21 protein-coding genes and 5 pseudogenes are annotated in these 24,413 nt (G+C 68.5%); 15 read left to right on the forward strand and 11 right to left on the reverse strand.

Annotated elements, in window-relative coordinates; all coding sequences use genetic code 11:
* Nucleotides 1-53 precede the first annotated feature (53 nt).
* Entirely contained in the window at nucleotides 54-2,249 is a 2,196-nt protein-coding gene (locus AB0411_RS17685) for an FUSC family protein (protein ID WP_366418197.1), read from the reverse strand.
* Between the two features lie 685 nt (nucleotides 2,250-2,934).
* Complete coding sequence (locus AB0411_RS17690; RefSeq protein ID WP_366418198.1) at nucleotides 2,935-3,261, reverse strand: hypothetical protein; 327 nt, start codon at nucleotides 3,259-3,261, stop codon at nucleotides 2,935-2,937.
* A 393-nt stretch (nucleotides 3,262-3,654) separates the two neighbouring features.
* Here AB0411_RS17690 and AB0411_RS17695 point away from each other — a divergent pair, with 393 nt between their 5' ends.
* The gene (locus AB0411_RS17695) at nucleotides 3,655-4,104 is read left to right on the forward strand and encodes a DUF1931 family protein (protein WP_366418199.1); all 450 of its coding nucleotides are present in this window, start codon (nucleotides 3,655-3,657) and stop codon (nucleotides 4,102-4,104) included.
* A gap of 24 nt (nucleotides 4,105-4,128) precedes the next feature.
* Here the strand turns inward: AB0411_RS17695 and AB0411_RS17700 are convergent, their stop codons facing one another.
* Nucleotides 4,129-4,509: a DUF2267 domain-containing protein gene (locus tag AB0411_RS17700; protein ID WP_366418200.1), complete on the reverse strand. Its 381-nt coding sequence runs from the start codon at nucleotides 4,507-4,509 to the stop codon at nucleotides 4,129-4,131.
* A 409-nt stretch (nucleotides 4,510-4,918) separates the two neighbouring features.
* Nucleotides 4,919-6,733, reverse strand: a complete 1,815-nt coding sequence (locus tag AB0411_RS17705; protein ID WP_366418201.1) for an APC family permease — start codon at nucleotides 6,731-6,733, stop codon at nucleotides 4,919-4,921.
* A gap of 447 nt (nucleotides 6,734-7,180) precedes the next feature.
* On the opposite strand from AB0411_RS17705, the pseudogene AB0411_RS17710 reads away from it, so the two are divergent.
* Nucleotides 7,181-7,568 (forward strand): annotated as a pseudogene (locus tag AB0411_RS17710) (FUSC family protein); the annotation flags it as partial.
* Here AB0411_RS17710 and AB0411_RS17715 read toward each other — a convergent pair.
* Entirely contained in the window at nucleotides 7,542-8,069 is a 528-nt protein-coding gene (locus AB0411_RS17715) for a phosphate-starvation-inducible PsiE family protein (RefSeq protein WP_366418202.1), read from the reverse strand. The pseudogene AB0411_RS17710 and the gene AB0411_RS17715 sit on opposite strands and share 27 nt — an antisense overlap.
* A 1,084-nt stretch (nucleotides 8,070-9,153) precedes the next feature.
* The gene (locus AB0411_RS17720; protein WP_366418203.1) at nucleotides 9,154-9,987 is read right to left on the reverse strand and encodes a helix-turn-helix domain-containing protein; all 834 of its coding nucleotides are present in this window, start codon (nucleotides 9,985-9,987) and stop codon (nucleotides 9,154-9,156) included.
* A 117-nt stretch (nucleotides 9,988-10,104) separates the two neighbouring features.
* On the opposite strand from AB0411_RS17720, the gene AB0411_RS17725 reads away from it, so the two are divergent.
* The 5 genes and pseudogenes from AB0411_RS17725 (at nucleotide 10,105) to AB0411_RS17745 (ending at nucleotide 14,797) form a co-directional block, all read left to right on the forward strand.
* Nucleotides 10,105-11,169 (forward strand): aldo/keto reductase, encoded by a 1,065-nt coding sequence (locus AB0411_RS17725; protein WP_366418204.1) that lies wholly within the window; start codon nucleotides 10,105-10,107, stop codon nucleotides 11,167-11,169.
* Between the two features lie 374 nt (nucleotides 11,170-11,543).
* Complete coding sequence (locus AB0411_RS17730) at nucleotides 11,544-12,182, forward strand: hypothetical protein (protein WP_366418205.1); 639 nt, start codon at nucleotides 11,544-11,546, stop codon at nucleotides 12,180-12,182.
* Nucleotides 12,179-12,544, forward strand: a complete 366-nt coding sequence (locus AB0411_RS17735; protein WP_366418206.1) for a transcriptional regulator — start codon at nucleotides 12,179-12,181, stop codon at nucleotides 12,542-12,544. Before AB0411_RS17730 ends, AB0411_RS17735 begins: the two co-directional genes overlap by 4 nt.
* Nucleotides 12,545-12,880: 336 nt before the next feature.
* A pseudogene (locus AB0411_RS17740) lies at nucleotides 12,881-13,005 on the forward strand (IS5/IS1182 family transposase); the annotation flags it as partial.
* A gap of 166 nt (nucleotides 13,006-13,171) precedes the next feature.
* Nucleotides 13,172-14,797 (forward strand): class I adenylate-forming enzyme family protein, encoded by a 1,626-nt coding sequence (locus AB0411_RS17745; protein ID WP_366418207.1) that lies wholly within the window; start codon nucleotides 13,172-13,174, stop codon nucleotides 14,795-14,797.
* A gap of 682 nt (nucleotides 14,798-15,479) precedes the next feature.
* Here AB0411_RS17745 and AB0411_RS17755 read toward each other — a convergent pair.
* Entirely contained in the window at nucleotides 15,480-15,650 is a 171-nt protein-coding gene (locus AB0411_RS17755; protein ID WP_366418208.1) for a hypothetical protein, read from the reverse strand.
* Between AB0411_RS17755 and AB0411_RS17760 the strand changes: the two are divergent.
* Nucleotides 15,606-15,995 (forward strand): annotated as a pseudogene (locus AB0411_RS17760) (IS630 family transposase); the annotation flags it as partial. The gene AB0411_RS17755 and the pseudogene AB0411_RS17760 overlap by 45 nt on opposite strands.
* Nucleotides 15,996-16,169: 174 nt before the next feature.
* Here AB0411_RS17760 and AB0411_RS17765 read toward each other — a convergent pair.
* The gene (locus AB0411_RS17765) at nucleotides 16,170-16,943 is read right to left on the reverse strand and encodes a TetR/AcrR family transcriptional regulator (RefSeq protein WP_366418209.1); all 774 of its coding nucleotides are present in this window, start codon (nucleotides 16,941-16,943) and stop codon (nucleotides 16,170-16,172) included.
* A gap of 135 nt (nucleotides 16,944-17,078) precedes the next feature.
* On the opposite strand from AB0411_RS17765, the gene AB0411_RS17770 reads away from it, so the two are divergent.
* Both AB0411_RS17770 and AB0411_RS17775 read left to right on the forward strand, forming a co-directional pair.
* Nucleotides 17,079-17,690, forward strand: coding sequence for an NAD(P)-dependent oxidoreductase (locus tag AB0411_RS17770; RefSeq protein WP_366418210.1), 612 nt, complete (start codon nucleotides 17,079-17,081; stop codon nucleotides 17,688-17,690).
* Between the two features lie 241 nt (nucleotides 17,691-17,931).
* Nucleotides 17,932-18,684, forward strand: coding sequence for an SDR family NAD(P)-dependent oxidoreductase (locus tag AB0411_RS17775; RefSeq protein WP_366418211.1), 753 nt, complete (start codon nucleotides 17,932-17,934; stop codon nucleotides 18,682-18,684).
* 5 nt (nucleotides 18,685-18,689) lie between these two features.
* On the opposite strand, the pseudogene AB0411_RS17780 reads toward AB0411_RS17775, so the two are convergent.
* Nucleotides 18,690-19,091 (reverse strand): annotated as a pseudogene (locus AB0411_RS17780) (helix-turn-helix domain-containing protein); the annotation flags it as partial.
* A 174-nt stretch (nucleotides 19,092-19,265) separates the two neighbouring features.
* Between AB0411_RS17780 and AB0411_RS17785 the strand changes: the two are divergent.
* The 3 genes from AB0411_RS17785 (at nucleotide 19,266) to AB0411_RS17795 (ending at nucleotide 21,062) form a co-directional block, all read left to right on the forward strand.
* Nucleotides 19,266-20,114, forward strand: a complete 849-nt coding sequence (locus AB0411_RS17785; protein ID WP_366418212.1) for an oxidoreductase — start codon at nucleotides 19,266-19,268, stop codon at nucleotides 20,112-20,114.
* Entirely contained in the window at nucleotides 20,114-20,728 is a 615-nt protein-coding gene (locus tag AB0411_RS17790) for a TetR/AcrR family transcriptional regulator (protein WP_366418213.1), read from the forward strand. The genes AB0411_RS17785 and AB0411_RS17790 overlap by 1 nt, the downstream gene beginning before the upstream one ends.
* A gap of 145 nt (nucleotides 20,729-20,873) precedes the next feature.
* Nucleotides 20,874-21,062 carry a hypothetical protein gene (locus AB0411_RS17795; protein WP_366418214.1) on the forward strand — a complete coding sequence of 63 codons (189 nt, stop codon included), beginning with the start codon at nucleotides 20,874-20,876 and terminating at the stop codon, nucleotides 21,060-21,062.
* Nucleotides 21,063-21,114: 52 nt separating this feature from the next.
* Here the strand turns inward: AB0411_RS17795 and AB0411_RS17800 are convergent.
* Nucleotides 21,115-21,550, reverse strand: a pseudogene (locus AB0411_RS17800) (nucleotidyl transferase AbiEii/AbiGii toxin family protein); the annotation flags it as partial.
* A gap of 219 nt (nucleotides 21,551-21,769) precedes the next feature.
* Between AB0411_RS17800 and AB0411_RS17805 the strand changes: the two are divergent.
* Complete coding sequence (locus tag AB0411_RS17805; protein ID WP_366418215.1) at nucleotides 21,770-22,111, forward strand: hypothetical protein; 342 nt, start codon at nucleotides 21,770-21,772, stop codon at nucleotides 22,109-22,111.
* 501 nt (nucleotides 22,112-22,612) lie between these two features.
* Here the strand turns inward: AB0411_RS17805 and AB0411_RS17810 are convergent.
* A complete protein-coding gene (locus AB0411_RS17810) occupies nucleotides 22,613-22,756 on the reverse strand; it encodes a hypothetical protein (protein WP_366418216.1) in 144 nt (47 codons plus the stop codon).
* A 587-nt stretch (nucleotides 22,757-23,343) separates the two neighbouring features.
* Here AB0411_RS17810 and AB0411_RS17815 point away from each other — a divergent pair.
* Nucleotides 23,344-23,802 (forward strand): hypothetical protein, encoded by a 459-nt coding sequence (locus AB0411_RS17815; protein ID WP_366418217.1) that lies wholly within the window; start codon nucleotides 23,344-23,346, stop codon nucleotides 23,800-23,802.
* Nucleotides 23,803-24,413: the final 611 nt, after the last annotated feature.

A 24,413-nucleotide genomic window follows, 5' to 3' on the forward strand; every position in this document is an offset into this window, starting at 1 on the left:
CGCCGTCCGGTTCCGGCACGAAACCCCGCTTGCCGCACGGAACGCGCCGCTGCCTATCCGACGTCCTTGGGCGGCGGAGCCGAGCCGTCACCGCGCCCCCGCCGGAGTTCCTCTTCCGCATCTGCCGCCTCTTCCTCCGGTGCCGGTCGCTCCTGTCGGTCCTCCCGCGCCTCCCGGACCGGCTCGACATCCCGTTCCAGCGGTGTCGTGCCCAGCGCGGCCGTCAGCTCCTCCAGGGCCCCCAGCAAAAGTTCCGCGCCCCGTCGCACCACGGGGTCATCACCGCCGTCGGCGCCCTCCCAGGCGTCGAGCGCCGCCGCCACCCGCTCCCATCCCGGGGCCCGCCGCTCGCGTACGTCCCGGGCCGCACGCGCGGTGTCCGCTCGCAGGGCCGCCGCGAACAGTGCGGCTTCCGGGACGGGCCGCACCCCTCGTCCCGGCAGGTGGGCCTCCAGAAGCATCGCCGCCCGCCCCATCGACTTGAGCGCCTCATACGCGTCCTGGGCCGCACTGCGGGTCAGTCCACGATGCTTCACCGGCTCGTGCTTGGCCCGCTCGAAAGCCTCGTCCCACGCGGCCTCCTTCTTACGGGCGGCAAGCAGTGCCTGCCGCACTTCCGCGCGATGCCCGCTGCCGGGATCCGCGTAGCTGCCGACCACCGCCGCCGCGTACCGCCCGTTCGCGGCGAGCCAGTCCGCGAGACGGTCCAGCAGTCGCGGGGTCTCCCAGGCCGGGAAGACCACATAGGCCAGCATCGCGAGCGCACCGCCGAGCAGGGTCAGCAGCACTCGGTCCCGCACCGTCTGGTGCCACTCCTGGCCCCCCATCCCGAGCAGGAAGACGACATACGCTGCGGCGAAGGACTGCGAGACCGCGTACCCGGTGCGCATCAGCAGGTACATCACCCCGGCCGAGACCACGGCCAGCCCGCCGGACAGATATGCGCCCGGGTGTGCCAACTGCACCACTCCGGTGGCCAGTCCGACGCCGACGAGAGTGCCGGCGAACCGGGCCACAGCACGGGAGTAGGTCTGGTGGAAGTCGGGCCGCAGCACCATGACGGAGGTGATCGGCACCCAGTAGCCGTGGCCCAGTGGAAGCGCATTGCCGAGCAGGTAGCCGAGGCAAGCCACCCCGGCGAGGCGTACAGCGTGCCGGAGAACAGCCGAGTCCCAGGTGAACTCGCGGCGCATCGCACGCAGCACGACCGGCACCATCCGGAACATGGTCGGACGCACCAGTGCCGGGGCGTTCGCCGCGTGGGTGTCTCCGCTGTCCGCGGTCTCCACTACCTCGCGCAGCAGATCGAACAGCCGCACCGCTGCCAGCTGCGCAGGCCCCCGCAGCACCTCCTCCTCCCCGCCCCGGAGGACCTCCATGGCTTCGGAGGGCACCCGGACCGGGGTACCGCGGCGGATCGAGTGGGCAGCGGCGTCCAGCACCTCGCCTGCCGCCTTGAGGAGTTCCCGCGTCCGGTCGCGTTCCGGACCCTCCGCCGGAGCGCCGACCCGGGGGTCGGCGAGGGAGGCGAGGACCGGGCGGATGCGCTCGGCCAGGCCGCGGGGGCCGTGCAAGGCGGCGGGCCGCCGGCGCGCCTGCCACGGCGTGACCGCAGCGGCGTCGCGGGCCGTCATCATCGGTTCCGGGGCGAAGGGGGCCACCGGGTCGTGCCGCAGCCGCCGGGCGTAGTCGGCCACGGCGGCGAGGGCGTAGGCGAGCGCATCCCGGTGCGCTCCCCAGCGGCGGATCGGGAACAGCAGGATCAGCGTCGCTTGCACCACACCGCCGAAGGCGATCACCGCGGCGTGCTCCAGTGCCTGCATCACGGTGGTCGGCAGGGTGATGGTCACCAGCATGATGCCGATCGTGGTGGTCGCGACGATCCCGGCGGTCGAGCCCGCGGCCCAGGCCATTCCGGCGCCGAAGGACCACACGGCGAGCAGCAGGAGGAACGGCACGGGGTGCGATCCCGCCAGATATCCCAGGAAGGTGCTGAGTGCCAGGCCCGCGCCGGCGGCCAGTGCAAGTACCTTGCGCGGGCGCCAACTCCGCTGGAACGTGGCGGTGCCGGCCGAGAAGGCTCCGAACGCGGCGGACGTGGCATAGGCCGGGGAGACGAGCCACAGTGCGAGCCCGATCACGGTCGCCACTCCGGCCGCGGCGCGCAGTGCGACCAGCGGCTCGAGCCGGGTCCTCTCAATCGTCAGCCCGGAGCGCACGATCAGCCCCAGCGCCCGCAGCCACCTCACGGCGCCGAGCTTAGGGCCAGGTCGGGGCCGTCCGCCGTCAGCCACACCGTGCACCCGTCCACGTGAGCTACCACGCGGTGCCGCCCGGGAGCGAACCGAGGAGTCCGGCCGGAACACCGGCCACCAGACGAGGCCGGTCCAGGTGCCGCGTCACGGGCGCCGGCCCCGCGGCATCCCGACGTGTGGCGGCTGCGCTCGGGTTTCGGGAGCCGGGCGGCCAGCTGAGTGTCCGCCTGGGCGAGTGGGAGCAGAAGCCGTCCGTCGTTCCGAGTTCTCGCGGGGTCGGTCCGGCGGGTGTGGTGTCCGCGAGGCGTTCGACGAGAGCGGTGACCGCTTCGCGGTCTCCTTCGAGGCTTCGCGTTCGTCGTCGGTGAGGTCGAACTGCTCGAGCATGTGGTCGATGCGGTTCTTGACGGCTAGCAGTTGGCCGCGGGTGGACGTAGAACGGGCAGCGTGCGCAGGCCGGCCGGTGCGGACACTTGGCGAAGAAGTCGTCACCGCAGTAGCGCGCTCGCCGGCCATTGCTGCGGGTCGTTGAGGGGTAACGGCTCGCGGGCGTTGAGAAGGTGGGGGCGATGGTGGCGCGGACCCGCTGGCTGGTGCGCCGGGCAATACAAGCACACCGTCATAGAGCTTGCTGTGGCTCATGTGCACGGAATGCTGGAAGAACTTTCCTGAGCCAGACTCACGCCCCGCCTGCCGTCCCCGCACCGCCCTGTGCCAATGCACGTGACTCCGCGGAGAGGACTCCGCAGCGGTGCACTTTTTCGAAGTCGCCATAGGGGGACTTGTACCGGCCTTTGTTCTCTTCGTTCTGTTCGTCGTCTTCGCCGAGGTACCACTTCCGGTATTCGGCGAAGCCGTGCTGCTCCAGGTAGCGGTTCTCCTCCTCGGCCGAGGGATGGTGTTCGCTCCACTCGTCCCGGTCGTCGAGTACCACCTGCCGTTCCTTGACCAGCTTCTTCGCGTGATCAAAGGCGCGTGCGTTCAACTTCACCACCACGAGGTTCACACCTCCCACGCGTTGCCGTGCCACGGGTCTGCGGGAAAGCCTCCGGGAATGACGCTCAGCGGGGGAGGGGATAACGCTCGGTTGCCTGCCTGCGTACCCGTGTATCCGCGGCGGATGATCCGCCGGTTTGGAGCGTCCATGGCTCATACGGCGAGGTAACGCTTCGCGTCCTCTTGTTTACGCCATTCTACGCCGCCGACGGGCGGCTCTCACGGCCAATTCCGGGAACGTTCCGATCGCTTGGCCTGTCAGGTGAAATAAGCGCCACGGCTTCGGCCTGGCATGCGCAGGCGTGCCCCGGAGGTGTCTGGAATCCTGGAACTGGGCATTGCGCGCCGGTGGGCGGACAGTCGCCGGTGTGGGGCAGTCACCGAGGGCGAGGAGGCGAAAGGCATGACCGTGATGGGCGTGTCCAGGTTCGAAAGGTTCTTCCGTTCCGCCGCAAGTCTCGACGTGGACAAGAACGATCTGAAGCGGTACAGCGACTTCGTCGACGGCAAGCTCTACGACCTCCTGCTCGTCGCCCAGGCCGCGGCCAAGGCGAACGACCGGGACATCGTCGAACTGTGGGATCTACCGATCACCAAGGGGCTTCAGGAGAGCATTCACCAGTTCCGGCGGCTGGACGAGGAGGTCGAGCTCAAGCCGGTCCTCGAGCAGTTGGCCGCGCACCCCTTGCTCGACCGGGCACCCAGTGAGGAGACCGAGGCCCGGTACCCGGAGATCATCGGCGGGCTGAGCGTGGCACTCGCCGAAACCTTCAAGATCATGTACCCCGACGTCAAAAACCCCCAGACCAAGCACTGGGAGGGCGCGACCGCCATCTTCGACCTGCTCCTGTAGCCGGCCCTGCCCGGATTGCACAGGTCACCCCTCCGGGGGCCAGAGCCACCCGCCCCCGCGCGGATTTGCGAGCGGCGGCCGCGCAGGTGTGGCTACCGCAGCACGGCAGACAGCGACGTGGGCATACGTGCCTTGAAGCCCGCCTACTCCCCGTCGTCGATATGGCCCTTGAGGACCTGTAGGACGGTCTGCACCAGCTGTTCGGTGCTCCCCTCGATCCTGTGGGGAACTCTGCCGCACCCGTGTGAGGAACTCCTCCCTGTCCATCTTCACGGGCGTTTCTGACGACCTCCAGCCGTCGTAGCAGCTGCCGCGTATCAGCGTCGGAAGCTCAGCACCAAAGTGCGCGACCCCCTCAACCGACAAGCTCCCGGAGCGCGTGCAGCACTGCGCACAGGGCGGCATAGGGCTGCTTCCGGCGCCTCCGCCCTCGTCACTGCGTCGGTCACCGAATGCCCGCTGCCCGAGGGGTACTCGTCACGTCGGCGGCGACGACGCGATGCACTACAACTGGTACACCGGCAGCAGCTGGACCGCCGCCAGCCCGGCCTGATCCATACCAGGGCCTTCAAGACCTCGCCGCTGCGGCACTCGCCTTCCACGAAGGAGAGCTCCACCTTCTGCTCGCGGGCACCGACCGGCGGCTGTGGCACACCGCTTACTACAACGGAGCGTGGGGCCCCGCTAGAGCCCTGACCTCCGAGTTCGGCGGGGCGAGAGGCGCCACGCGTGGCAGGTTCGGGGAATCAATGGCCCTCCGTGATGACAGAACTGATGGTGTGTCACTGGGGGCGCCGTCACGTGAGTGACGGGGTCACAGGTCCAACTGGAGTTTGAGCAGGCATACGACTACGTCGGTGCGGGCACTCAGCAGGCCGGCCATGAGAATGCCCCGTTGGTTCTGGAGAATCCGGTAGCGGCCGTGCAGGGGCTCCACCTGGGGGATGAGTACGGCGACCTGCCGGCCGTTGCGGGCGACCTGCTCGACGTAGCCGATGACTGGATGGACCAGGGAGTGCTGAGGGCTGTCGATGATGTCGAGCCGTGGGCCGGGGTTCCATCGCGCCCAGTCGGCGCGCATGGCGTCTGCTTGCGTCCGGTCGTCGAAGACGGCGACCACGACGACCTCATCGCCCAGTGAGGACGCGGCGTTGAGGGCGGCGGCGGCGACCATGTCGACCCTGCCCAGGGGGACGATGACCAGACTGTGGGTTCGTGTGGGGCGTGGCGGGGTGCCGTCCAATCCGAGTTGGTCGCGAGCGCGCGTGTAATAGCGCTCGATCCGGGAGAACAGCTGCATCAGCAGCGGCACGGTGAGGACGACGATCCAGGCACCGGCGAGGAACTTGGTGGCGAGCAGGACGATTCCGGCGACGGCGGTCAGCACAGCCCCGACGCCGTTGATCAACGCCCGGTACAACCAGCCGTCGGGGCGTTGCATGCTCCAGTGCCGGACGAGGCCGATCTGGCTGATGGTGAAGCCGACGAAGACGCCGATGGCAAAGAGCGGGATCAGGCGCTGGGTGTCGGCACTGACGACGACCAGCATGACGCCGGCCAGCACCGCCAGGGCCACGACGCCCCAGCGGTGGACGGGCCGCTCCGAGCGGAGGGCGAACAGATGGGGGAGACGGTCGTCCTTGGCGAGGACGCTCATCAGAACCGGAAGGCCGCCGAAGCTGGTGTTCGCGGCGATGCCCAGCACGAGAGTGACGATGAGGCTGATGGCGTAGTAGGCCCAGCCGGTCCCGAAGGCGCCGGCGGTCAGCTGGGCCAGCAGCGTCACACCGCCGCGTGGCACCACGTGATGGCGGCGGATCAGCAACGACAGCCCGATGAGCATGGCGCCCAGCAGCAACCCCAGCATCAGCTCGGTGTGTTGCGCCCGCTTGACGCGTGGTTGGCGGAACATCGGAACGGCGTTGGCGATGGCCTCCACCCCGGTCAGCGCCGAGCATCCCGCGGAGAACGCCTTGAGCACCAGGAGCATGCCCAGCGCCTCGACGGCGGGGAAGGACTGGGACGTTCCGACCGTGGCTGCGGGATGGGCCCGGAACAGCCCCACGACGATGACACCGATCACGCTGACGATGAACAGCACGGTGGGCAGCATCAGCACCCGCGCGCTGTCCGCGATGCCGCGCAGATTGACGACGGTGAGGAGGAACAGCGCGATCAGGCATACGGCCAGGAGATGATCGGAAAGCGCGGGAAACGCCGATGCGAGGCTCGCGGCGCCGGCGGCGAGACTGACGGCGACGGTGAGGACGTAGTCGATGATGAGGCTGGCCGCGGCCATCAGACTGACCGCTCTGCCCAAATCCTTCTTCGCCACCGCGTAGGCTCCACCGCCGTCCGGGTGCACAGCGATCACCTGACGGTAGGAGACGACCAGGACGGCCAGCAACCCGGCGATGACCAGGGTGATCGGCAGCATCGCCGTGAGCGCGCCCGAACCGGCGGCCACCAGCACGACGACGATGGCCTCCGGGCCGTACGCGACCGAGCTGAGGGCGTCCAGTGAGAGGGCGGCCAGCCCCTGGATCACGGTCAGGCGGGACTTTCCGCCCTCGCCATGACGCCGTGGGACCTTGGGGTGAGGTTTCTTGAGCGCAAGCCCGAGCGTCACGTGAAACTCACTCGTTCATTTGCCGGATGCACCCACCCATGCCGGGCCGTGGCACAACGGCAATGCTCATGATGTCTCCATTTCGGTGAGAGGTAACCGCCTGATCCAGCTTCGGAGAGTCTCCGGGGTCCTGCACGCCCACCGCGCTGGACGGGTGTGACGTGGAGGACGCACCAGGCGCAGGTTCTGGACCTGGCGGACATCCAGGGCACGGTGCTGCGGCAACGGTCCTCGCTCTACACCGGCCCTACTTCCTGCTACGCATCGACGACCCGGCGGACGGCCGCCGCATGCTGCGGCGCCTGGCACCCCAGGTGGCCACAGCGGGCAACTGGTGGGACCCCGGAGCGGGCCTGGCCGAACGTGGTCCTGAGCTATTCCGGGCTGCGTGCCCTGCGCGTTCGCGAGTCATCACTGGAGAGCTTTCCGGCGGAGTTCCGCGAAGGGAGGGCGCTCAAGGGGTTCGGCCGGGCGGCGATGCTCATGGAGAGCCACGCCCCGCGGGCCGACAGCCGTCTCGTCCCCGAGGCGGCGCGGTTCGCCGAGGCCCTGGAGGCGGACACCGCGCAGGCGGCAGTCGACGTGCGCCGGCACAGGAATCCGGACTGGGGGCGCGTGGAGGGAGCGCTCCACGCGTGGGAGGACGCAGCCGCCGGGGACCGGAGCCCGGTGGTGCGGGGCGGAACTGCAGAAACGGGCCTTGGAATACCTCGCGACGGCCGTGAGCCGCACACCCCTGGAACGGGACCTCGGCTCTGCTCGCGAGGAGCAGCGGGTGCGGGCGGCCGTAAAGGCGGAAGGTGACGGATCAGGACCCGCGCACCGGGCTGGATGACGGCGCCGGCGAGGGGGAGCGCCCCGCCTCCTGGAGCGGGAAGTAGTCTCCCGGCCGCGTCGAGCGCCGCCACACGTACGCCGCTGCCGCCATCACGAGGATCAGCCCCGCCAGGATCAGCAGTTCGATCCCCTCGACGTTCCACCGGAAGGACTTCTCCGCCTCGGCCGTCACGATGAGCACCTTGCGGATGCCGGCGATCAGGCCGACGACGAGGAACGGCTCCGCGTCGAGGGTCTGGTTCCTGATGGTCAGGCGGACGGTGTGGAGCAGCTCGGCCACGATGAACAGCACAAGGCCGTTGTCCAGGGCGGAGAGAACGACCGTATCCTCGCGGTACGGCCCCTGGATCGACCTGATGATGTCGTGGACGACCCCGACGGTCAGGAGCCCCGCGAGCAGTACGAGGAGCGTCGCGACGACGAGGTGGATGCCGTCCTCGATGAATTGCAGGAGGCCCTGTACCCGGCCGCCCTCGATCTTCGGGAGAATGGGTCGCACAGTCAGCACCCTAAGGGTGCCCCGGCCCGCAGGCGCGGCGTGCTGCCGAACGGGTGAACGGGCGGGCCCTCCCTATGGTGGCAGCCTGGAGGAAGGGACGAGGCGCGACATCGCCGAGGCCTACCTGGCGGCAGGATGAGTTGTGTCTGAGGCGGCCCGACGCGGACACGAACGGCAGGAACCTGCGGCTCGTCCTGGTCGCAGGCCCGGGCGTGTCCTCCGAGATCGCCCGGGACCTCGCCCCCGCCTGCCGGAGGATCTGACCCGCCGCATCGCCAGGGGCATCCGCTGGCGGGCGGACACTGTGACGGCGCCCCTGGTGGCGGACGAGCCGGTCGACGTGTCCGACGTGGCCGAAATCGCCGACACCCGTCTGGAGGCCGGCGACTGGGACATCGGCGTCTTCCTCACCGACCTGCCGAGCAGGGCGGAGCGCAATCCGGTCAGCACCGAGGTCGACCCTGAGCACAGGGTCGCACTGATCTCACTGCCCGCCCTCGGCTCCCGGCGTCTGCGGCGCCGGGGGCGGCAGGCGGTGATCGGCGTCGTCAGGCACCTGGCCGCGCAGGACGAAGAGCCGCTGGCTTCCGCCGTCGTCGGCCGTCCGGCATCCGGGGAGATTCCAGGCGCGAGCGCCCCGCGGTGCGGGGCCTGGGCGGCCACGTCCGCCTGGCGGGGCAAGTCGGATGCGGTGGATGCGCAGGAGGCGGCCCGGGCGGAACAGGTGGCCGCGCTTGCTCCCAGGCCAAGGCCTGCCCGGCTCACCAGGACGGGTCGGCCAACAGCCCGCCTACGAAAGCGACGACGGATGGTGGTCAAGCTTGCCTGTGCGCCCTGCAGGGCCAGGCAGGCCGTCTGTGGAGTGCTGGTCATGGGCGAGCTTCACACCTCCGCAGGGCAGCGGCCTGTGGTTCACGCGGTGCGTCGGGCCAACCTTGCTGTCGGTCCGGGGCTCTCCGTGCAAGCTCCTGCTGGGACCACACCACGGAGAGCGATACCCCGCCATGATGACGGGCGTTCGGTGCGCTCTCTCAGAAACGCCGGACTGACGGTTCGGCTCAGTGCGCGAACGGACGGTTCGACGTCACCGCGTGCACAACCGGTCCAATGCCGCCCGGCTCTCATCGTCCGCGGCGCGGCAGATCATCAACCGCTGGTCCGTATCTTGAAGTGGCATGAGCACTTCGAAATGCACGGCGATCGCACCGACGTCAGGATGCCGCAGTGCCTTGCGTCCGCGGCCGTTGACCCTGATGTCTCGTTCGGCCCACCATCGCGCGAATTCCCCGTCATGAGTGGTGACTTCGGCGATGAGGTCGCTCAACGCCCGATCCTCCGGATGGGCGGCCCACGCAGCGCGCAGGTGGGCGACCCCCTCCCGCACGACGCGTTCGCGGTCGACATAGAAATCGCGTATCTCCGGATGCATCAGGCACAGCCACATCGCATTGCGCTGCGACGGCGGCAGGGTGTCGAAGTCCAGCAGCAGCTTCGCCATGTCGCCGTTCCAGGCCAGGATGTCGAAGCGGTGGTTCATCAGCATGGCCGGCAGCGGCGACAGGTCGGTGACCAGCCGGGCCAGTGGCGGCGCTGCCGTGGTGGCGGGCCTGTCGACGCTGCGGGGGCGCTGCTGGGTCAGGTTGAAGAGGTAGGCGCGTTCGTCGGGGGACAGGCGCAGCGCCCCGGCCAGCGCCTCCACCACGTTCGCTGAGGGCCGCAGCCCGCGGCCCTGTTCCAGCCGCACGATGTAGTCGGTGCTGACCCCGGCCAGTTCGGCGACCTCTTCGCGGCGCAATCCCGGGGTCCGGCGGGCCTGTCGGCGCGAGGGCAAGTCGAAATCCTGCGGGTCCAGGCGTTCGCGCCGGGTCCGCAGGAACGCGGCCAGTTCCTGTGTCGGGTCCACGGTGCGGGTCGTCATGTGCGGTCCAACAGCCAGGATGGGACTGGTGTTCCCAGGAACTTCTCTCCCTCACCTCCGGATGGCGACGGTCACAGGCTTGTTGCCGACAACGGATCACAAGCACGGGAGGACACGATGTCGCTCACCCTCGACACCTATCGGCTGCTGGGCCGCTCCGGGCTGCGGGTCTCACCGCTGGCGCTGGGGGCGGCGACCTTCGGCACCGAGTGGGGCTGGGGCGCCGAGCAGGATGAGGCGCGCAGGCTGTTCGACCTCTACGTCGAGCGCGGCGGCAACTTCATCGACACCGCCAACACCTATACGAACGGCAGCTCCGAGCGACTGCTGGGCGAATTCACCCGCGACCACCGCGAAAGCCTGGTGCTGGCGACGAAATACACGACGCTGCGCCGGCCCGGCGACCCGAATTCCGGGGGCAGTCACCGCAAGAGCCTGTTCGCGTCGGTGGACGCCAGTCTGCGACAGCTGAATACGGACTACATCGATCTGCTCTACCTGCACGTGTGGGATTTCACGACGCCGGTCGAGGAGATCCTGCGCGCCATGGACGATCTGGTCCGGCAGGGCAAGGTCTTGTACGTGGCGATGTCCAACGTCCCGGCCTGGCAGGTGTCACGCATGCAGGCGATCGCCGACCTGCGCGGCTGGTCGCCGCTGGTCGCGCTGCAGATCGAATACAGCCTGATCGAGCGTACCGGGGAACGTGACTTGATCCCCATGGCACGCGAGATGGGGCTGGGGGTGATGCCGTACTCACCGCTGGCCGGCGGGGTGCTCACCGGCAAGTACAGCCGCGACGACCTGACCGCGACGAATGCCGACGTCAACGACGGCACCCGCAGGAGTGTCACCATCACCAACGGCAAGCTCACCGAGCGTAACTTCGCCACCGTGGACGTCGTCAAGGAGGTCGCCACGGAGTTGGGCCGCACATCTGCCCAGATCGGGCTGGCCTGGACCCTGCAGAACCCGGGCGTGACGGCACCGATCATCGGCGCCCGCACCGCCGCGCAGCTGGAGGACAACCTGGGCGCCCTGGAGGTCGACTTCACCGCGTCCCAACTGGCCCGCCTCGACGAGGCCGGCGAGATCGGCTCCGGCGTCCCGCACGACCTGCTCGCCAGCGACTTCGCCCGCACGCTGACCCGCGGCGATCTGAAGATCGAAGCCCGCCGTTGATACCCGATCGAGCCCCGAGGGCGGCACTACCGCCGCCCTCGGGGCAGCCCTTGGGCCAGCCCTTGGGGCCTGCGGCAAAAGTGAATCTCGGCCGTGGTGCTCACGTTCCGGACGGGCGCATCCCTCCGCTGGGAGCCCGCGGAAACGGCGCTCGCCCCCGCGGCTCGTTGCCCCGCGCGCGGTGGCAGGCCAACCCCGGCGAGACGCCGTACCCGCACGGCTCTGGCCCAAGGGCTGCCCCGTCACCCCCGGCTGCACGCGCGGATGGCACCGACACGTCACCCTCGCCGTCACGTCCGTGACGTGACTCTTGACGACCGAATGCTCTGCACTGGAGAGTTCTATGTCCTGGAGAACGACCACGGGAGAACCAGATGGAAGCCGTCAGCATGCAGGGCGTACTCGCCCAGACCGAGCAACTGCAAAGACGTGCGCGCGCCGACCGTCGCGCCTCTTCCGTCCCCCTCATCATCATCGGGGCGACCGTCTTGCTGAGCGCACCGTTCACCTATGGCTCGGCCCCCGCCGAACAGCTCTACTCGCTGCTGGTCAACCCGCTGGCCTTTGTCGCCATCGCCTTCTGGTATCGCAAGAGGCGTGCCAGGACCGGTATCGGCTCGGGCCGCGGCGGTTACGAGAAGAGTGCGATATTCATTGCCCTGCTCCCACTGGTGAACCTTGCACTCTCCCTGATCACGCCGAATGGCCAGTCGGAATGGGGCATTTGGCCAATGGGTGCGGTCGCCCTGGGGCTTCTCGCCCTGGCGCTGCTCCAGCGCAACGGCTACCTCGCCGCCTGCGCAGCCGTGTTCGGGGTGGCCACATGGATGGAGGCGGAGTACATCTTGGGCAGATGGCTCAACGAGCTCGCGGAGAAGGTCACACCGACCCCGCCGGCCCCTTTCTATGACGGCACCATTGACTGGGTGCCGGTCCTGGTGCGTGCTCTGTTGGGCCTGTCGATGCTGGCAGCCGGCCTGGTGGCGCTCCGTCGGGAGCGGGCCGTTACATGAGCCCCACACACGATGAGACCGACCACCACCCCACCACGGGACTGGACGACGCCGTCCATCAACGAACGCGGCTCGGGCTGCTCGCCGTCCTCCACGAGACCCAGCAGGCCGACTTCGGCTACTTGAAAAGGCTGCTCAAGCTCACGGACGGCAATCTCGGACGTCATCTCGACGTTCTGGCACAGCAGGGCCTGGTGCACATCAGCAAGGGCTACCATCGCAACCGCCCCCGCACCTGGGTGGAGATCAGCGAGCACGGCCGCGCGGCACTGGCCGCCGAGATGGCCGCCCTCAAGACCCTCCTGCACCGCTTCGAGAATGCGGGCCCTTCAGCGCAGGACCAGGGCACAGCACCCACGTGATCTGAGTCAGAGGCTCATTGACGGTCCAAGCTCTGAAGGGCCCCAACCCGACGGGGAACCCGACGCGAGCAACGTGGGGCATGGAGGCCGGCCACCGTCCCGCGGACGGCCGGCACCAGGCCGAGTGCGAGGACGGTCACCGGCCGCCACACTGCCCACAGTTCGCGCCCAGGGATCTCCTCGGCCGACGCGTGCAGCAGAGCGACGACACAGATGATTTCCGGAGCGACGTGGGCATCCGGAATCCAGGGCAACGGTCAGATGAGTACGCCCTCGACGACGAGCAACGAGGGGGCGGGGATACGCCAGTGGCGGGCGCCCGTGGACACCCACATGCACGACAGTCTTGGCCTGGCGCCGCTCGTGAGAGGTATCCCGCCCATCAGGTCCCGGCGCGGCCTCGTCGCAGATGCCCGGCCAAGCTGCACGCCGACAAGGGCTACGACTTCGACCACCTGCGGTGATGGCTCCCCGAGCGCGGCATCACCCCGCGCATCGCCCGTAAAGGGACGCTCAACTGACCTGCGAATGCCGAATTTGCCTCGCGGGGATGATACTCCGCCGGACGATGGCCGAAGGTGGCCCCCATGAGGTCAAGGCCGCTGAGCGGCATGTTTGCATGTGTCGGTGATCGTTAACGCACAGGAAATATCCGAGCCGCGGACGTACGTGGACCGCATTCTGGAGCACTGGAACAAGGACGAGGACGCCGAGGCGCTCGTCCAGGGGACGCAGCGGCTGACCAGAGGGGAAGCCCGGCGGCAGCTGTTCAGGCTGGGGCATGCGCTGCGGGGGCAGGGGCTCGTGCCCGGCGACGGGGTGGGGCTTTTTCTGGCCAACCGTGTCGACTCGGTCCTCGTTCAGCTCGCCGTCCATCTCATCGGCTGCCGCGTCGTCTTCTTGCCGCCCGAGCCTGGGCCCGGCGAGCTCGCCGCGCTCGTCGAGCAGTCCCGGGCGCGCGCCGTGGTCACCGACCCGCTCTTCGCGGAACGGGCCGCCGATGCGGCCGGCCGCAGCGTCCACGCACCCGCACTGCTCAGCCTCGGCCCTTGTGAGCAGCGGTGCGCGGACCTGCTGGCCCTGGCGGCCGAGTGCCCGGACGCGCGCCCCGACGGTGTGCCCGCCCCGGGAGCGGACGAGGCCGTCACCGTCCTCTACACCGGCGGAACCCTGGGCCGCCCCAAGCTTGCCGCGCACACCCACCGGCTCTACGACACGCTGGTCGACCTGGTGACGGACGCCGCGGAGGACTCCGGCCCCGCGTTCTTCCCGACCATGGACCCGAGCACGGACAGGGTGCTCGCCGCCACGCTGCTCACGCACGGCAGCGGCCATCTCACCTCGATCCAGGCCCTGGTGACGGGGTCCACCCTGGTCGTGCTGCCCGAGTTCGAAGCGGGCGCGGCGCTGACGGTGCTGCGCGAGGAGCGGATCACCGCCACCATGTTCGTGCCGCCCATGATGTACGCGGTGCTCGACCACCCGGACTGCAAGCCGGGCGTCCTGCCCGCGCTGCGGCGGATCGTCGTGGGCGGCGCGGCCACCTCGCCCAGCCGGCTGCAGCAGGCGGTCGAGGTCTTCGGGCCGGTGCTCGGCCAGGGCTACGGGCAGTCGGAGGCGCTCGGCATCGCCGCGTTCGGCGCGGAGGAGCTCGCCTCGGAGAGTGCCCTGCGCCCCGAACTCTGGCGCAGCTGCGGTCGCGCCATATCCGACACCGAGATCGAGATCCGTGCCGAGGACAGCACTGCGGCGCTGCCCGTCCGGCAGGTCGGCGAGGTGTGTGTCCGGGGCAACGCGGTGATGCTCGGCTACTACGAGGACCCGGAGCGCACCGCGGCGGCACTGCACGACGGCTGGCTGCGCACCGGCGACCTGGGCTACCTCGACGCCGAGGGCTACCTCTATCTCGTCGACCGGGCCAAGGACATCATCGTCACCGGCAGCACCAGCGACAACGTCTACTCCAGAGTCCTGGAGGACTTCCTGCTCACGCTGCCCGGCGTGCGCAACGCGGCGGCGCTGGGCGTGCCGGACGAGGAGTACGGGGAGGCCGTACAGATCTTCCTTGCCACGGCCGAGGGTGTCGAGATCGACCCGGAGTCGGTCGGCGCGGCGGTGACCGCCGAGCTGGGAGAGCTGTACACGCCCCGGAAGACGGTGCTGCTCGACCAGCTGCCGACGACCAAGGTCGGCAAGGTGGACAAGAAGGCGCTGCGCGCCGCGTGGACGAGCGGCGCCTCGGCCACGCCATAGGCTCTGTTGTTATGGAGGCACCCGGCCGGTTGGGGGTCAAGTGCGCTGCGAACACAGGGCTGTTGTGGCGCCCCTCGACCGGTTGTGCCCCCTGTGAAAGAGCGGAAGTGCGGCGCCGCTGTCCACTGGGTGTCCTGCCGGGAGGTCGCAGAGGCTGTGTTCGTGCTGGAGCCTCCCGGTCTCGATCTTTTCACCGAGGACACGTCGCCATCTGGATCCCGGACGGGCCCTTCGGCGGCGGCGAGGCTGGTGGAGTGCCCTTCGACTTCGCCGAACCGCAATGCGGCGGCTGTGGGTGCGCCTGACGAGAAGCACGGAGAGGCCGTACAGATCTTCCTGGCCACGGCCGAGGGCGGCGCTGACGTCGACCCGGAGGCAGCCGGCGCCGCGGCGACCGCCGAGTTGGGCGTGTTCCGGAGCGGTGCCGAAGGCACCATTTTCCCAGGGCACCCAGCTGCTACGGGAACAACGACCGGGAGGGCGGGGGGCAAGCCAACCTCCCTGTCCAGAGCCAACACGTGGACTACCGCGCCATGCTGATCCAGGGCCACATCGGCTGGGAGCTCTACCGCGAACACGAAGCGCTGTCGGTCCCCCGGGCGACGCGGGCGCTGGCCGGCGCAGTGTGGAGTCGATGCGCAACTCGCGGATCTGACCCCCTCGGCAAGCCCCCGCCCACCACCTACGAGGCGGCCGGTCCCGCGGCGCCCGCACCGCGCAGGTGCGGCTGGAGCAACAGGCGCCAGTTCTCGGGCCTGACACCGTCCTGGCCGTCGCCGAGCGGTTCGCAGCCGTGCACCCAGCGGCCTCCCGCGACCCGGACCATGCCGCCAAGAAGGCCCGCGTCGAGCACCTCTACGCGATCGCCGACGGCGAGGTCATACCCGAGGACGGCGAACCCGAAGTCGTCTTATTCCTGGACGAGTTCGGCCCGCTCAACCTCCAGTCCCATCCTGGACGGCAATGGGCCGAGCGCGGCGGACGGCACAAGGACCCCGACCGGGAGCCGAGGTCCCGTCGGCGGGCGACCTACACCCGGCCGCACGGGCCCCGGCACCTGTTCGCCGCCTACGACCTGGCCCAGGACAAGCTCTACGGCCACATCAAACCGAAGAAGAACCGGACGAGGTTCCTTCAGTTCTGCCGCTGTCTGCGCAGCCTCTACCCGTCGGACATCCGGATCGCCATCGTGCTCGAGGTCCGCCCGTTCGGTCGCCATCCCGGAAGCCGCACCGGAGTCGCCGGGCCGTACCGGCGGCGGAACACTCGTTGGGCCAACTCCCGGATCCCGGGGAATCGGTGGTGTGTCTGTGCCCGGCCCCCACGGGTGTGCTCATCAAGCAGGGCGCGGGTCCATGAAACGCGCTGGCGCTCAACCTGCCTCCGGCGTCACGCCGTGTTCGTTGCCGGCGGGCGGGGAGGGGTCGAGCAGGGCGGTGTCGCGGTCTTTGTGAGCTGCGCGGGTAGGCGGCCCGAATCGTCCTTCGTGCTGTCTCAGGAGGCTCGCGGTCTCGGCCGCCGGCCGGCCGGTGTGCAGGCAGACCACGTCGGTGATCAGATCGTTCAGGGGTGGCCAGGGCATCATGCCGTGGTCGTTGTAAAGACTGACGAGCCCGTGCAGGGCGGTCCAGAGCATGAGGCCGGCCTGTGCTTGTCGTTCCGCCGTGGGCTGCTTGCGTTCCGGGACGGCAGCGGCCGCGAGGGAGGTCACGACGGCGGTGAGCGGTTCGGCGCCGGCGCCGTGGGCCGAGCCGGGCACCAGGTCGGCGGGCATGCGGCCGCCGAAGAGGGTGCGGTAGTGGCCGGGTTGGCTGACACCCCAGTGCACGTAGGCGGCGCACCGCGCGGTGAGGTCGGCCAGGGGGGCGGGGCCGGCGACTTGTGCGGCCTCGTCCATCAGCCGGGCCAGTTCCTGGTAGCGCAGCCGTAGGACGTGCTGGATCAGTGCGCTGAGGTCGGTGAAGTGGCTGTAGATGCTGGCCGGTGCCACTCCGACCTCGCGTGCGACCTGGCGCAGGGTAAGCGTCTCGGGCTGGTCGAGCGTGGCCAGCAGCTTGGCTGTCGCGTCGACGAGCTGGGCTTTGAGTACCTCCCCCTGCCCCCGCGGATTGCGGCGGCGGGGAACGGACGGCTCCTGAGACGGCACCTTCGCCCCCCTTCCTACCTGGGTGAACAGATAAACAACACACGTTCACCTTACCTCGGTCCGCGCCTTGACACCGCTAACCAACGGTTGTTTACTCAGCTCACCAACACTTGTTCAGTCAGGAAGTGGAAGATCATGCGCATCGCCATACTCGGAGCTTCGGGCCGCACCGGCGGCACACTCGTCGACCTGGCGCTGGATCGCGGTCACGAGGTCGTGGCCCTGGTCCGCACACCGGCCCGGGCGACCGTGCCGGCGTCCCGGCAGGCGGAGAACCGGCAGGCGGACGTCACCGACCCGAACAGCTTTCCCTCCCTGAGCGACGTGGACGTGGTGGTCTCGGCCATCGGCATCAGCAAGGGCGACGGCCCAGGCGCACTGACCGCCGGCGCCAGGCGGCTGGCCGCAGCGGACGTCCGCACCGTGTGGCTGGGGGCCCTGGGATCGGGTGTCTCCAGCCGGTCGGGAGGACTCATCTACACGGGCGTGATGCGGATGTTCGTCGGATCCGAGCTGCGGGAGAAGGCCGAGGCCGACGAGATCGCGCTGAAGGCCGGCGCCACGGTCTTCCACGCCCCGGACGTCACCGACGGGCCCCTCAGCTCCACCCGCCGCGTCGTGCCCCTGGCAGACCTGCGCCGCCCGCTGCTGCCGCCCCGGATCTCCCGGATCACGCTGGCAACGCTGCTGCTGGACGAGGCGGAGTCAGGCAAGCAGGGAAACGGCATCGTCGTGCCCCTCGCCTGACCACCGGCCCGACAGCCCGGCACCCCCCCCGAACGCGGGCCGGGGACGCTCGCGACCGCAGGGGCGCGGAGAGCCGTGACGGCCGGCACGCACGCGCAACGGAGAAACAAAACCACCGCCTTTGGCGCGCCCCCCCCCACACACACAAGCCGGGTCTTCGCCGTCGGCCACCGCGGAAACCCTGGTCAGATCGCCGAGCGGGTCGGACAACGCCAGGCAGAGCATCCATTGGGGGATCATCATGAGCAACTTCACCGGAAAGGCCGGACTCGTGACGGGCGCCGGCAGCGGAATCGGCCGTTCGGCGGCAATCGAACTGGCCCGCCAGGGCGCCGGCGTCACCGTCACCGACATCGACGAGGCCACTGCGGCCGCGACCGCCGAGATGATCCGGAAGGACGGCGGGAAGGCGTTGGCAGTGCGCGTAGACATCGTCGACGAGGACGCGGTGCGCACGGCCGTAGAGCGCACGGTCGAGGCTTACGGCGGTCTCGACTTCGCCGTGAACAACGCCGGCCTGGACTCCCACCACCGGCAGCTGGACCAGATGAGCCTGGGGGAGTTCGAGCGGGTGACCCACGTCAACATGGGCGGGACCTTCCTGTGCATGAAGTACGAGCTGCCCGCTCTGGAAAGCCGCGGCGGAGGCGCGATCGTCAACGTCGCGTCCAACGGTGGTCTGTACGCGATCCCCACCGCCCCTGCCTACGTCGCCGCCAAGCACGGTGTGGTCGGCCTGACGAAGGTCGCCGCGGTGGATTACGCGCCGCGCGGTATTCGCGTCAACGCGGTCTGCCCCGGCCCGACCCGCACGCCCGGGTTCGAACGGGTCGCGGCCGGCACCGACCTGATCGCGATGCAGGAGGCGATGACACCGCTGGGCCGGATGGCGACGCCGCAAGAGGCGGCCGCGGCCGCGGTCTGGCTCTGCTCGGACGCCGCCTCGTACATCACCGGGATCGCGCTGTCGGTGGACGGCGCACGACGGGCATAGGAAGTCATCTCGTGGGTCGTGGAGTATCGAGAGTTCTTCGACTGCTCGGCCACTGAGTGGTCGTGGGTGGGCACCAGAGTGCCGTCGACGATGAGGGCGGTGTCCCTGTGGAAGCGGCTCTGCTGCCGCAGTGCCAGCAGCGGACCGATGTGGTCAATGATGCGGTCTGCGGCCGACGTGGAGTTCCCGAACAGCGGTGCCAGCTGGCGCATGGTCAGGTTTGTGCGCCGGTACGCCGTGACCAGCAGGGCGCGATCGTCCAGCGACAGACTCCAGGGCCGGCCGCCGCGGTCGATCTGAGGCTTGCTCACGTCGTACTGCGGCTGGCGATTTGCCGAAGCAGCGCGGGCTCAACCCCGTAAAGGGCCTATCCAGAACGGCACCGATGCCGTGATCACTCCACCCACAGCGTCATCGTCTCCGCCGGAGCGAGCGGGGTGGTGAGGGGCTGGATTGACCTTGGCCGAGCATGGTGCCGTCGGGGCAACAGAATCAACACCATGTCGATTAGACTCGACGCAGTGTAGACTTTCTGGGCGAGGGGGCAGTCCAGCTTCTCGTGGGACCTTTCTGGAGGAACAGTGCAGCAGCAGAAGTGGCTCGTCACTGGCGTCAGCACGGGCCTGGGCCGTGCCTTCGCCCAGGCCGCCCTGGCCGCCGGGCACACCGTCGTGGGAACGGTCCGCTCCGAGGAGGACCTGCGGGCCTTCGACGGGCTGAAACCCGGGTACGCTCACGGCCGCATCCTGGATGTGACTGACGACGACGCCGTCTCGGGTGTGGTCGCGGAGGTGGAGCAGAGCGTCGGTCCGTTGGACGTCGTCGTCGCCAACGCCGGCTACGGCCTGGAGGGCACCTTCGAGGAAACCCCGCTGGCCGAGGTGCGGCGGCAGTTCGAGGTCAACGTATTCGGGGCCGTGGCCACGCTGCAGGCAGCCCTGCCCCACATGCGCCGGCGCCGTCGCGGACACCTGATGGCCGTCACCTCCATGGGCGGGCTCATGGCCGTGCCCGGTATGTCTGCCTACTGCGGTAGCAAGTTCGCCCTGGAAGGCATCCTCGAGGCGCTGGGCAAGGAGGTCGCACAGTTCGGGATCCATGTGACGGCGATCGAGCCCGGCTCCTTCCGCACCGACTGGGCCGGACGGTCCATGACACGCGCCGCGCAGTCCATCGACGACTACGACGAGCTGTTCACCCCCATCCGGGAAGCGCGGCAGAAGGCCAGCGGGAACCAGTTGGGCAATCCGGCCAAGGCCGGGGACGCCGTGGTCCACATCGCATCAGTCGACCAGCCGCCGGCTCATCTTGTCCTGGGCTCGGACGCGCTGCGACTGGTCACCGCCGCGCGCACGGCCGTGGACGAGGACATCCGCGCATGGGAGCCCCTCTCCCGTACGACCGACTTCGCCGAGGGCGATCAGCTCTGATGCCCAGCCACCACCCCGCGCGGAGCCGGCGCGCCACCGAACGCAAAGGCGATGTCCGAGAGCGGACCATTCTGGACACCTGCGAAGCTCTGCTGGCGCAGAAGGGCTACGACGCCATGACAGTCGGCGACATCGCCCAGGGCGCCGGCATCACACGCGGCGCCCTGTACTTCTACTTCGGCTCCAAACAAGAAGTGGTCACGGCACTCGTGGCCCGGACCGTCGAGCACCTGTGGGAGCGGTCCCGGGCCACTGCGCAAACCGACGAGCCGCGCCAGGCCATCGCAGCAGCCATGCGGCGCACGGTCGAGCTGTGGAACGAGCACGGCCTGGTCATGCGCACGGCCATCGACCTGTCGTTGACCGTGCCGGAGATCGGCGAGTTGTGGAGCCACACGGCTGACTTGTTCATCACGGCCATCACCGCCGTCCTGGAACGAGCCGGCATCCAGGCCGGCACCGGACCGAAACAAGCGTCAGCGATGGCACGTGCCCTGTGCTGGATGATCGAGCGGACCTTCTACCACGCCTCGCAGGAATCCCGCGGGGAATTGCAGAAGGCATCTTCGACCTGCGAGCACATCTGGCTGATCAGCGCCGGCCTGGTCACCTGATGCATCTGGCACGGACGGTGAGGCACGAAACCGGACCCCGTGACTCCGAGGCTCACCGTCCAGGCACTCCGCCAGCGGAAATCCCGCGAGGCACAGCGTCCTCTCCCAGCCCGATCAGACCCTCGCCGAACTGCTGATGGAGGAGATGGCCGGCGTCGACATCAGCCAGCTCCACGACGACTACGCCCAGGCGCTGAACGTCCTGGTGGACACGCTTGCAGCCGGCGGGAGGGCGCTGCCTCCGGCTGAGTCGCAGCCGCCGGTGGACCAGATGGCCGCGCTGGAGGCATCCGTGCGTGATGCCCGGCGCGCACGTAGTGGGCACCACCCCTAGCGCTCCTGGCACCGTGGTGGCTCGGCTTTCGGTTCGCCGCTGCGCAGCGAGGTCAGTTGTCGTCAGGGTCTTCCCCGGCATGGAGCCGGGTAGCCAGGTTGTCGGCCCAGGCCAGGGCCCACGTGCGCAGGTCCGCTCCCTGTTCAGGGCTCAGTCCGTAGTCGGCGAAGTCCTGATCGTCCCACCACTCGGCGCCGGCGAGGCGGTCGTGCAAGCTGACCTCGAAGCGGGCGTGGCGACGGCCCTGGTTTTCAAGGTCGGCGGTGGTGCGATGCCGTGTGGCGGTGTGGACGTCGATGAGGTCGCGGACCGCGCCACGGTCGGCGAAGGCGCGGTCCTTGGTGCCGATCACGTCGTCCGGAGAGAGGACGGGGCCGTACTCGGTGACCGTGGGTGGCGCCCGGAATGCCTCCTTGAGGACGTCGCTCGCACTCCTCGCCTGTGGCGGGGTCGGCGGCGATGAGCCGGCCCGACAGTGGTGCGGACAGCACGCCTCGAAGATCGTGCACAGCCCGAAGGCCGCTGTACTGCGGTTGACCGACGCACGCCGTTGCTGGCCTGGTCCTGCACCAGGGCAGCAACGGCCTACGGGGCTTCGATGCGGATGACCGCCGACGTCTCCGGCCTCTGCGGACCCAGACCGTTCAGGTCGTCCGACTCGTCCTCAAAACGGCGCACCGCCTCAGCGACCTCCTGGTCACTGCAAGGTGGCGCTCCGGTCACGCGAGCGACTGTCCGACCTGCGCCCGCGCAACGGAATCCTGGTGCTGCACACCCTGCACTGGCCTGAGGAGATCCGTGACCCCGGCGACCTGTCCAGCCCCGCACCGACTACCGACCGGGAGCTGGAGATCGCCGAGCTGCTGATGACCGAGATGGCGGGCGTGGACATCAGCGAGCTGCATGACGACTACGCCCAGGCGCTGAACCTCCTCGTGGACACCCTCGCCGCAGGCCGCACTGCCACGCCGCCGCTGGAGCCGCAGCCACCGGTGGACCTGATGGCCGCTCTGGAGCAATCCGTCCGCGACGCTCCGGCGCGTTCGTAACGATGGACAGGATGGATAGAGCCCGCGAGGCGCTTTTTCGGCTCCGCTGCCCGGTGGCGGCTAACTTCAGCTGTCTCGGGTGTGGCGGTCCAGGAACTCGAGCAGCCGAGAATCCGAACGTGCAAGTCGTTCCTGTTGCTTACGGGGGAGCGAAGCGAGGGCGTCGACGAGGACTCGTTTCCGGGGGACGTGCACCATGGTGCCGGTGTAGATCCGGCAACCGGAACACCATGCGAGTCCGATGCACCGTTCGAACATGGAGGATTCGGGCTGGAAGCGGTACCGGTACGAGCGGATACGACAGGCAGCGCAGATTCGACGATCCCCGTCGGAGGCCGTGTCCCGACTTTGCGCCAGTGCTGCGGCCCGGCCGGTGCTCGTCAAGTCGTCATGCCGAGCTTTCTCTCCCTCAACGAGATGCGGTGACGCTGCTCTGCCAGTACGCGTACCGTCCCACCGCGCTGTTCGGTGAGCCGAGCGCCCGCCGAACAGCTCCGGGTGTCAGTGCGCGACGAGGGCGCGTGGTATGTGATTGCGCTCGACGAAGGTCTGCAGGTTGTGTTCGATGGAGCTGGCGAAGCCTTCGGCGAAGTCGGAGGATCCGCGGACCGGGGCCGGCAGATGCTGATCGAGTGCGAATCGCATCATCCGGGCCGTCGCGCGCCAGAGTCGCGCGTCGGGCCAGGGGCCGACTGCGGCGTGGTGCCGTGCCAGCAGGTGCGAGTTCGTTGCCGGCGCCTGCTGCGAACTGCCACCAGTACAGCGCTGCCTCCCATTTTCTGAGTGCGTAGAGCAGGCAGGCGAAGGTGCGGGCGCCGACGGGGTCGTAGTCGGCGGCGAATGCGCCGAGCGTGTCGAGGTCGTTGCTGCGCAGGACGATATGGCCCAGGCGTCGCACTTAGGCAAGGAGTCATTCTTTCCACCAACCGCCTTGCATGGGTCCGGCCGCCGATAAACGGATTAACAGGATCCACTGCCTTTGAATCGGTGCGCAAAGATCAGGCCACCTGTCACAGCGCCTACTGGAGGGAAAGGGTGAAATCAATGCGCTAAATTCGGGTAAAAGATGGACAGTGCGTACCAAGTCGGGTCCACGAACCAGCCAATGCAGTTTAATCTGATTGACCGCCACCATTCCTTCATAGAGGATCCTCCCGAGACCTCGCACGGGGGTCGAACAGGGGGATATCGTGAGGAAAATAGGAAGAGCGATAACTTTTGGCTTTGCGAGCATGGTGCTCGCGGTTTGCAGCTTTGCCACCCCGGCAGCCGCGCACAGCCTTCTGGGCGTCACCGCCACTGACAATACCGGGATTGAAGCCACCGACGGCCTCACGGCCGGGCGGCCCGTAATCCACACACGCGGTGACGGGGTGAAGCCGCCCGCGGAGCTGGGTAACCCCTCTGAGTGGGGTGTGGTAAAGATCGAAATCAACGATTCGGCTGCCCGGCCGTTGGGAAATACCTGCAAAGAAGTTACTCATGGCACGTGGTGCTATGGGTGGGATTCTGCGGGTTCGAATGGGAAGAAGTGCTATTCGAACTACATCGCAGATACGGGCCACCTGACTACAGTGAGGGTTCGTAACATCGACTATTCAAGCGGCTGGGTACCGAAGAACAAGGTCTCCTACGCCAATGTAACCATTGGCCTGGCGTACACTTGCTACGCCTACTACAACAACGCTTGAATGTGCCCCCCGCGTTACGGGGTGAATTCCTACTAGGCGGGGTCGACTAGCGTGCGACCCTGGGTCCCCACGGGCAACCGTGTGGACCCAGGGCTCTACTGTCTCCGCTTGGGCTCAGACTGGACGGGGAAGAGAAATCGGAAGCTTTTCGGGCGCTCGCGCTTTGTCGCTGACAGTGCCACTCGGGGTTGGTTTGGTGCTGGGCCTACTAGGCCCTCTTGCTGGGAAATGGGACAGTCCCGCCAGTGTAGTCGTGGATGTCATTTTCTCCGGCGGGTGGTCGTGGGCCTGTTACGCATTTCTGGTGGGCTATTTCCGTCAATCCAAAATTGAATCCGTCATTCTTGCGCCTCTTGGACTGGCTATCGGGGTGGTTACTTACTACCTATTTAAGGATTCGATTCTTGCCGTTGCTTCGGACGGGTTGCAGCCCGGGTCCTCGGGGTCAGGTTCTAAAATTGGGGCATGGGGAGTGCTGGCGTTTGTATTCGGGGCGCCTCTTGGGCTCTTGGGTAACGTCGCGCGAGTGCCAGGCGTCGGCGGCCTCTTCTTTCGGCTGCTTATTCCGCTCGTAGCATTTTACGAGACCTCTATGCGCTTGGCTGGGGAGT

The sequence above is a fragment of the Streptomyces angustmyceticus genome, from assembly GCF_040701845.1.
GTDB classification, from domain to species: Bacteria; Actinomycetota; Actinomycetes; order Streptomycetales; family Streptomycetaceae; genus Streptomyces; species Streptomyces angustmyceticus_A.

Bases quoted from the DNA above. Each gene is read 5' to 3' on its own strand.
- AB0411_RS17720 (WP_366418203.1), bottom strand. From the start codon at position 9,987: ATGACGACCCGCACCGTGGACCCGACACAGGAACTGGCCGCGTTCCTG.
- AB0411_RS17775 (WP_366418211.1), top strand. From the start codon at position 17,932: ATGAGCAACTTCACCGGAAAGGCCGGACTCGTGACGGGCGCCGGCAGC.
- AB0411_RS17815 (WP_366418217.1), top strand. From the start codon at position 23,344: ATGGTGCTCGCGGTTTGCAGCTTTGCCACCCCGGCAGCCGCGCACAGC.
- AB0411_RS17730 (WP_366418205.1), top strand. From the start codon at position 11,544: ATGGAAGCCGTCAGCATGCAGGGCGTACTCGCCCAGACCGAGCAACTG.
- AB0411_RS17795 (WP_366418214.1), top strand. From the start codon at position 20,874: ATGGCCGGCGTCGACATCAGCCAGCTCCACGACGACTACGCCCAGGCG.
- AB0411_RS17735 (WP_366418206.1), top strand. From the start codon at position 12,179: ATGAGCCCCACACACGATGAGACCGACCACCACCCCACCACGGGACTG.
- AB0411_RS17770 (WP_366418210.1), top strand. From the start codon at position 17,079: ATGCGCATCGCCATACTCGGAGCTTCGGGCCGCACCGGCGGCACACTC.
- AB0411_RS17810 (WP_366418216.1), bottom strand. From the start codon at position 22,756: ATGCGATTCGCACTCGATCAGCATCTGCCGGCCCCGGTCCGCGGATCC.
- AB0411_RS17790 (WP_366418213.1), top strand. From the start codon at position 20,114: ATGCCCAGCCACCACCCCGCGCGGAGCCGGCGCGCCACCGAACGCAAA.
- AB0411_RS17700 (WP_366418200.1), bottom strand. From the start codon at position 4,509: ATGCCGCCCTGTGCGCAGTGCTGCACGCGCTCCGGGAGCTTGTCGGTT.
- AB0411_RS17725 (WP_366418204.1), top strand. From the start codon at position 10,105: ATGTCGCTCACCCTCGACACCTATCGGCTGCTGGGCCGCTCCGGGCTG.
- AB0411_RS17695 (WP_366418199.1), top strand. From the start codon at position 3,655: ATGACCGTGATGGGCGTGTCCAGGTTCGAAAGGTTCTTCCGTTCCGCC.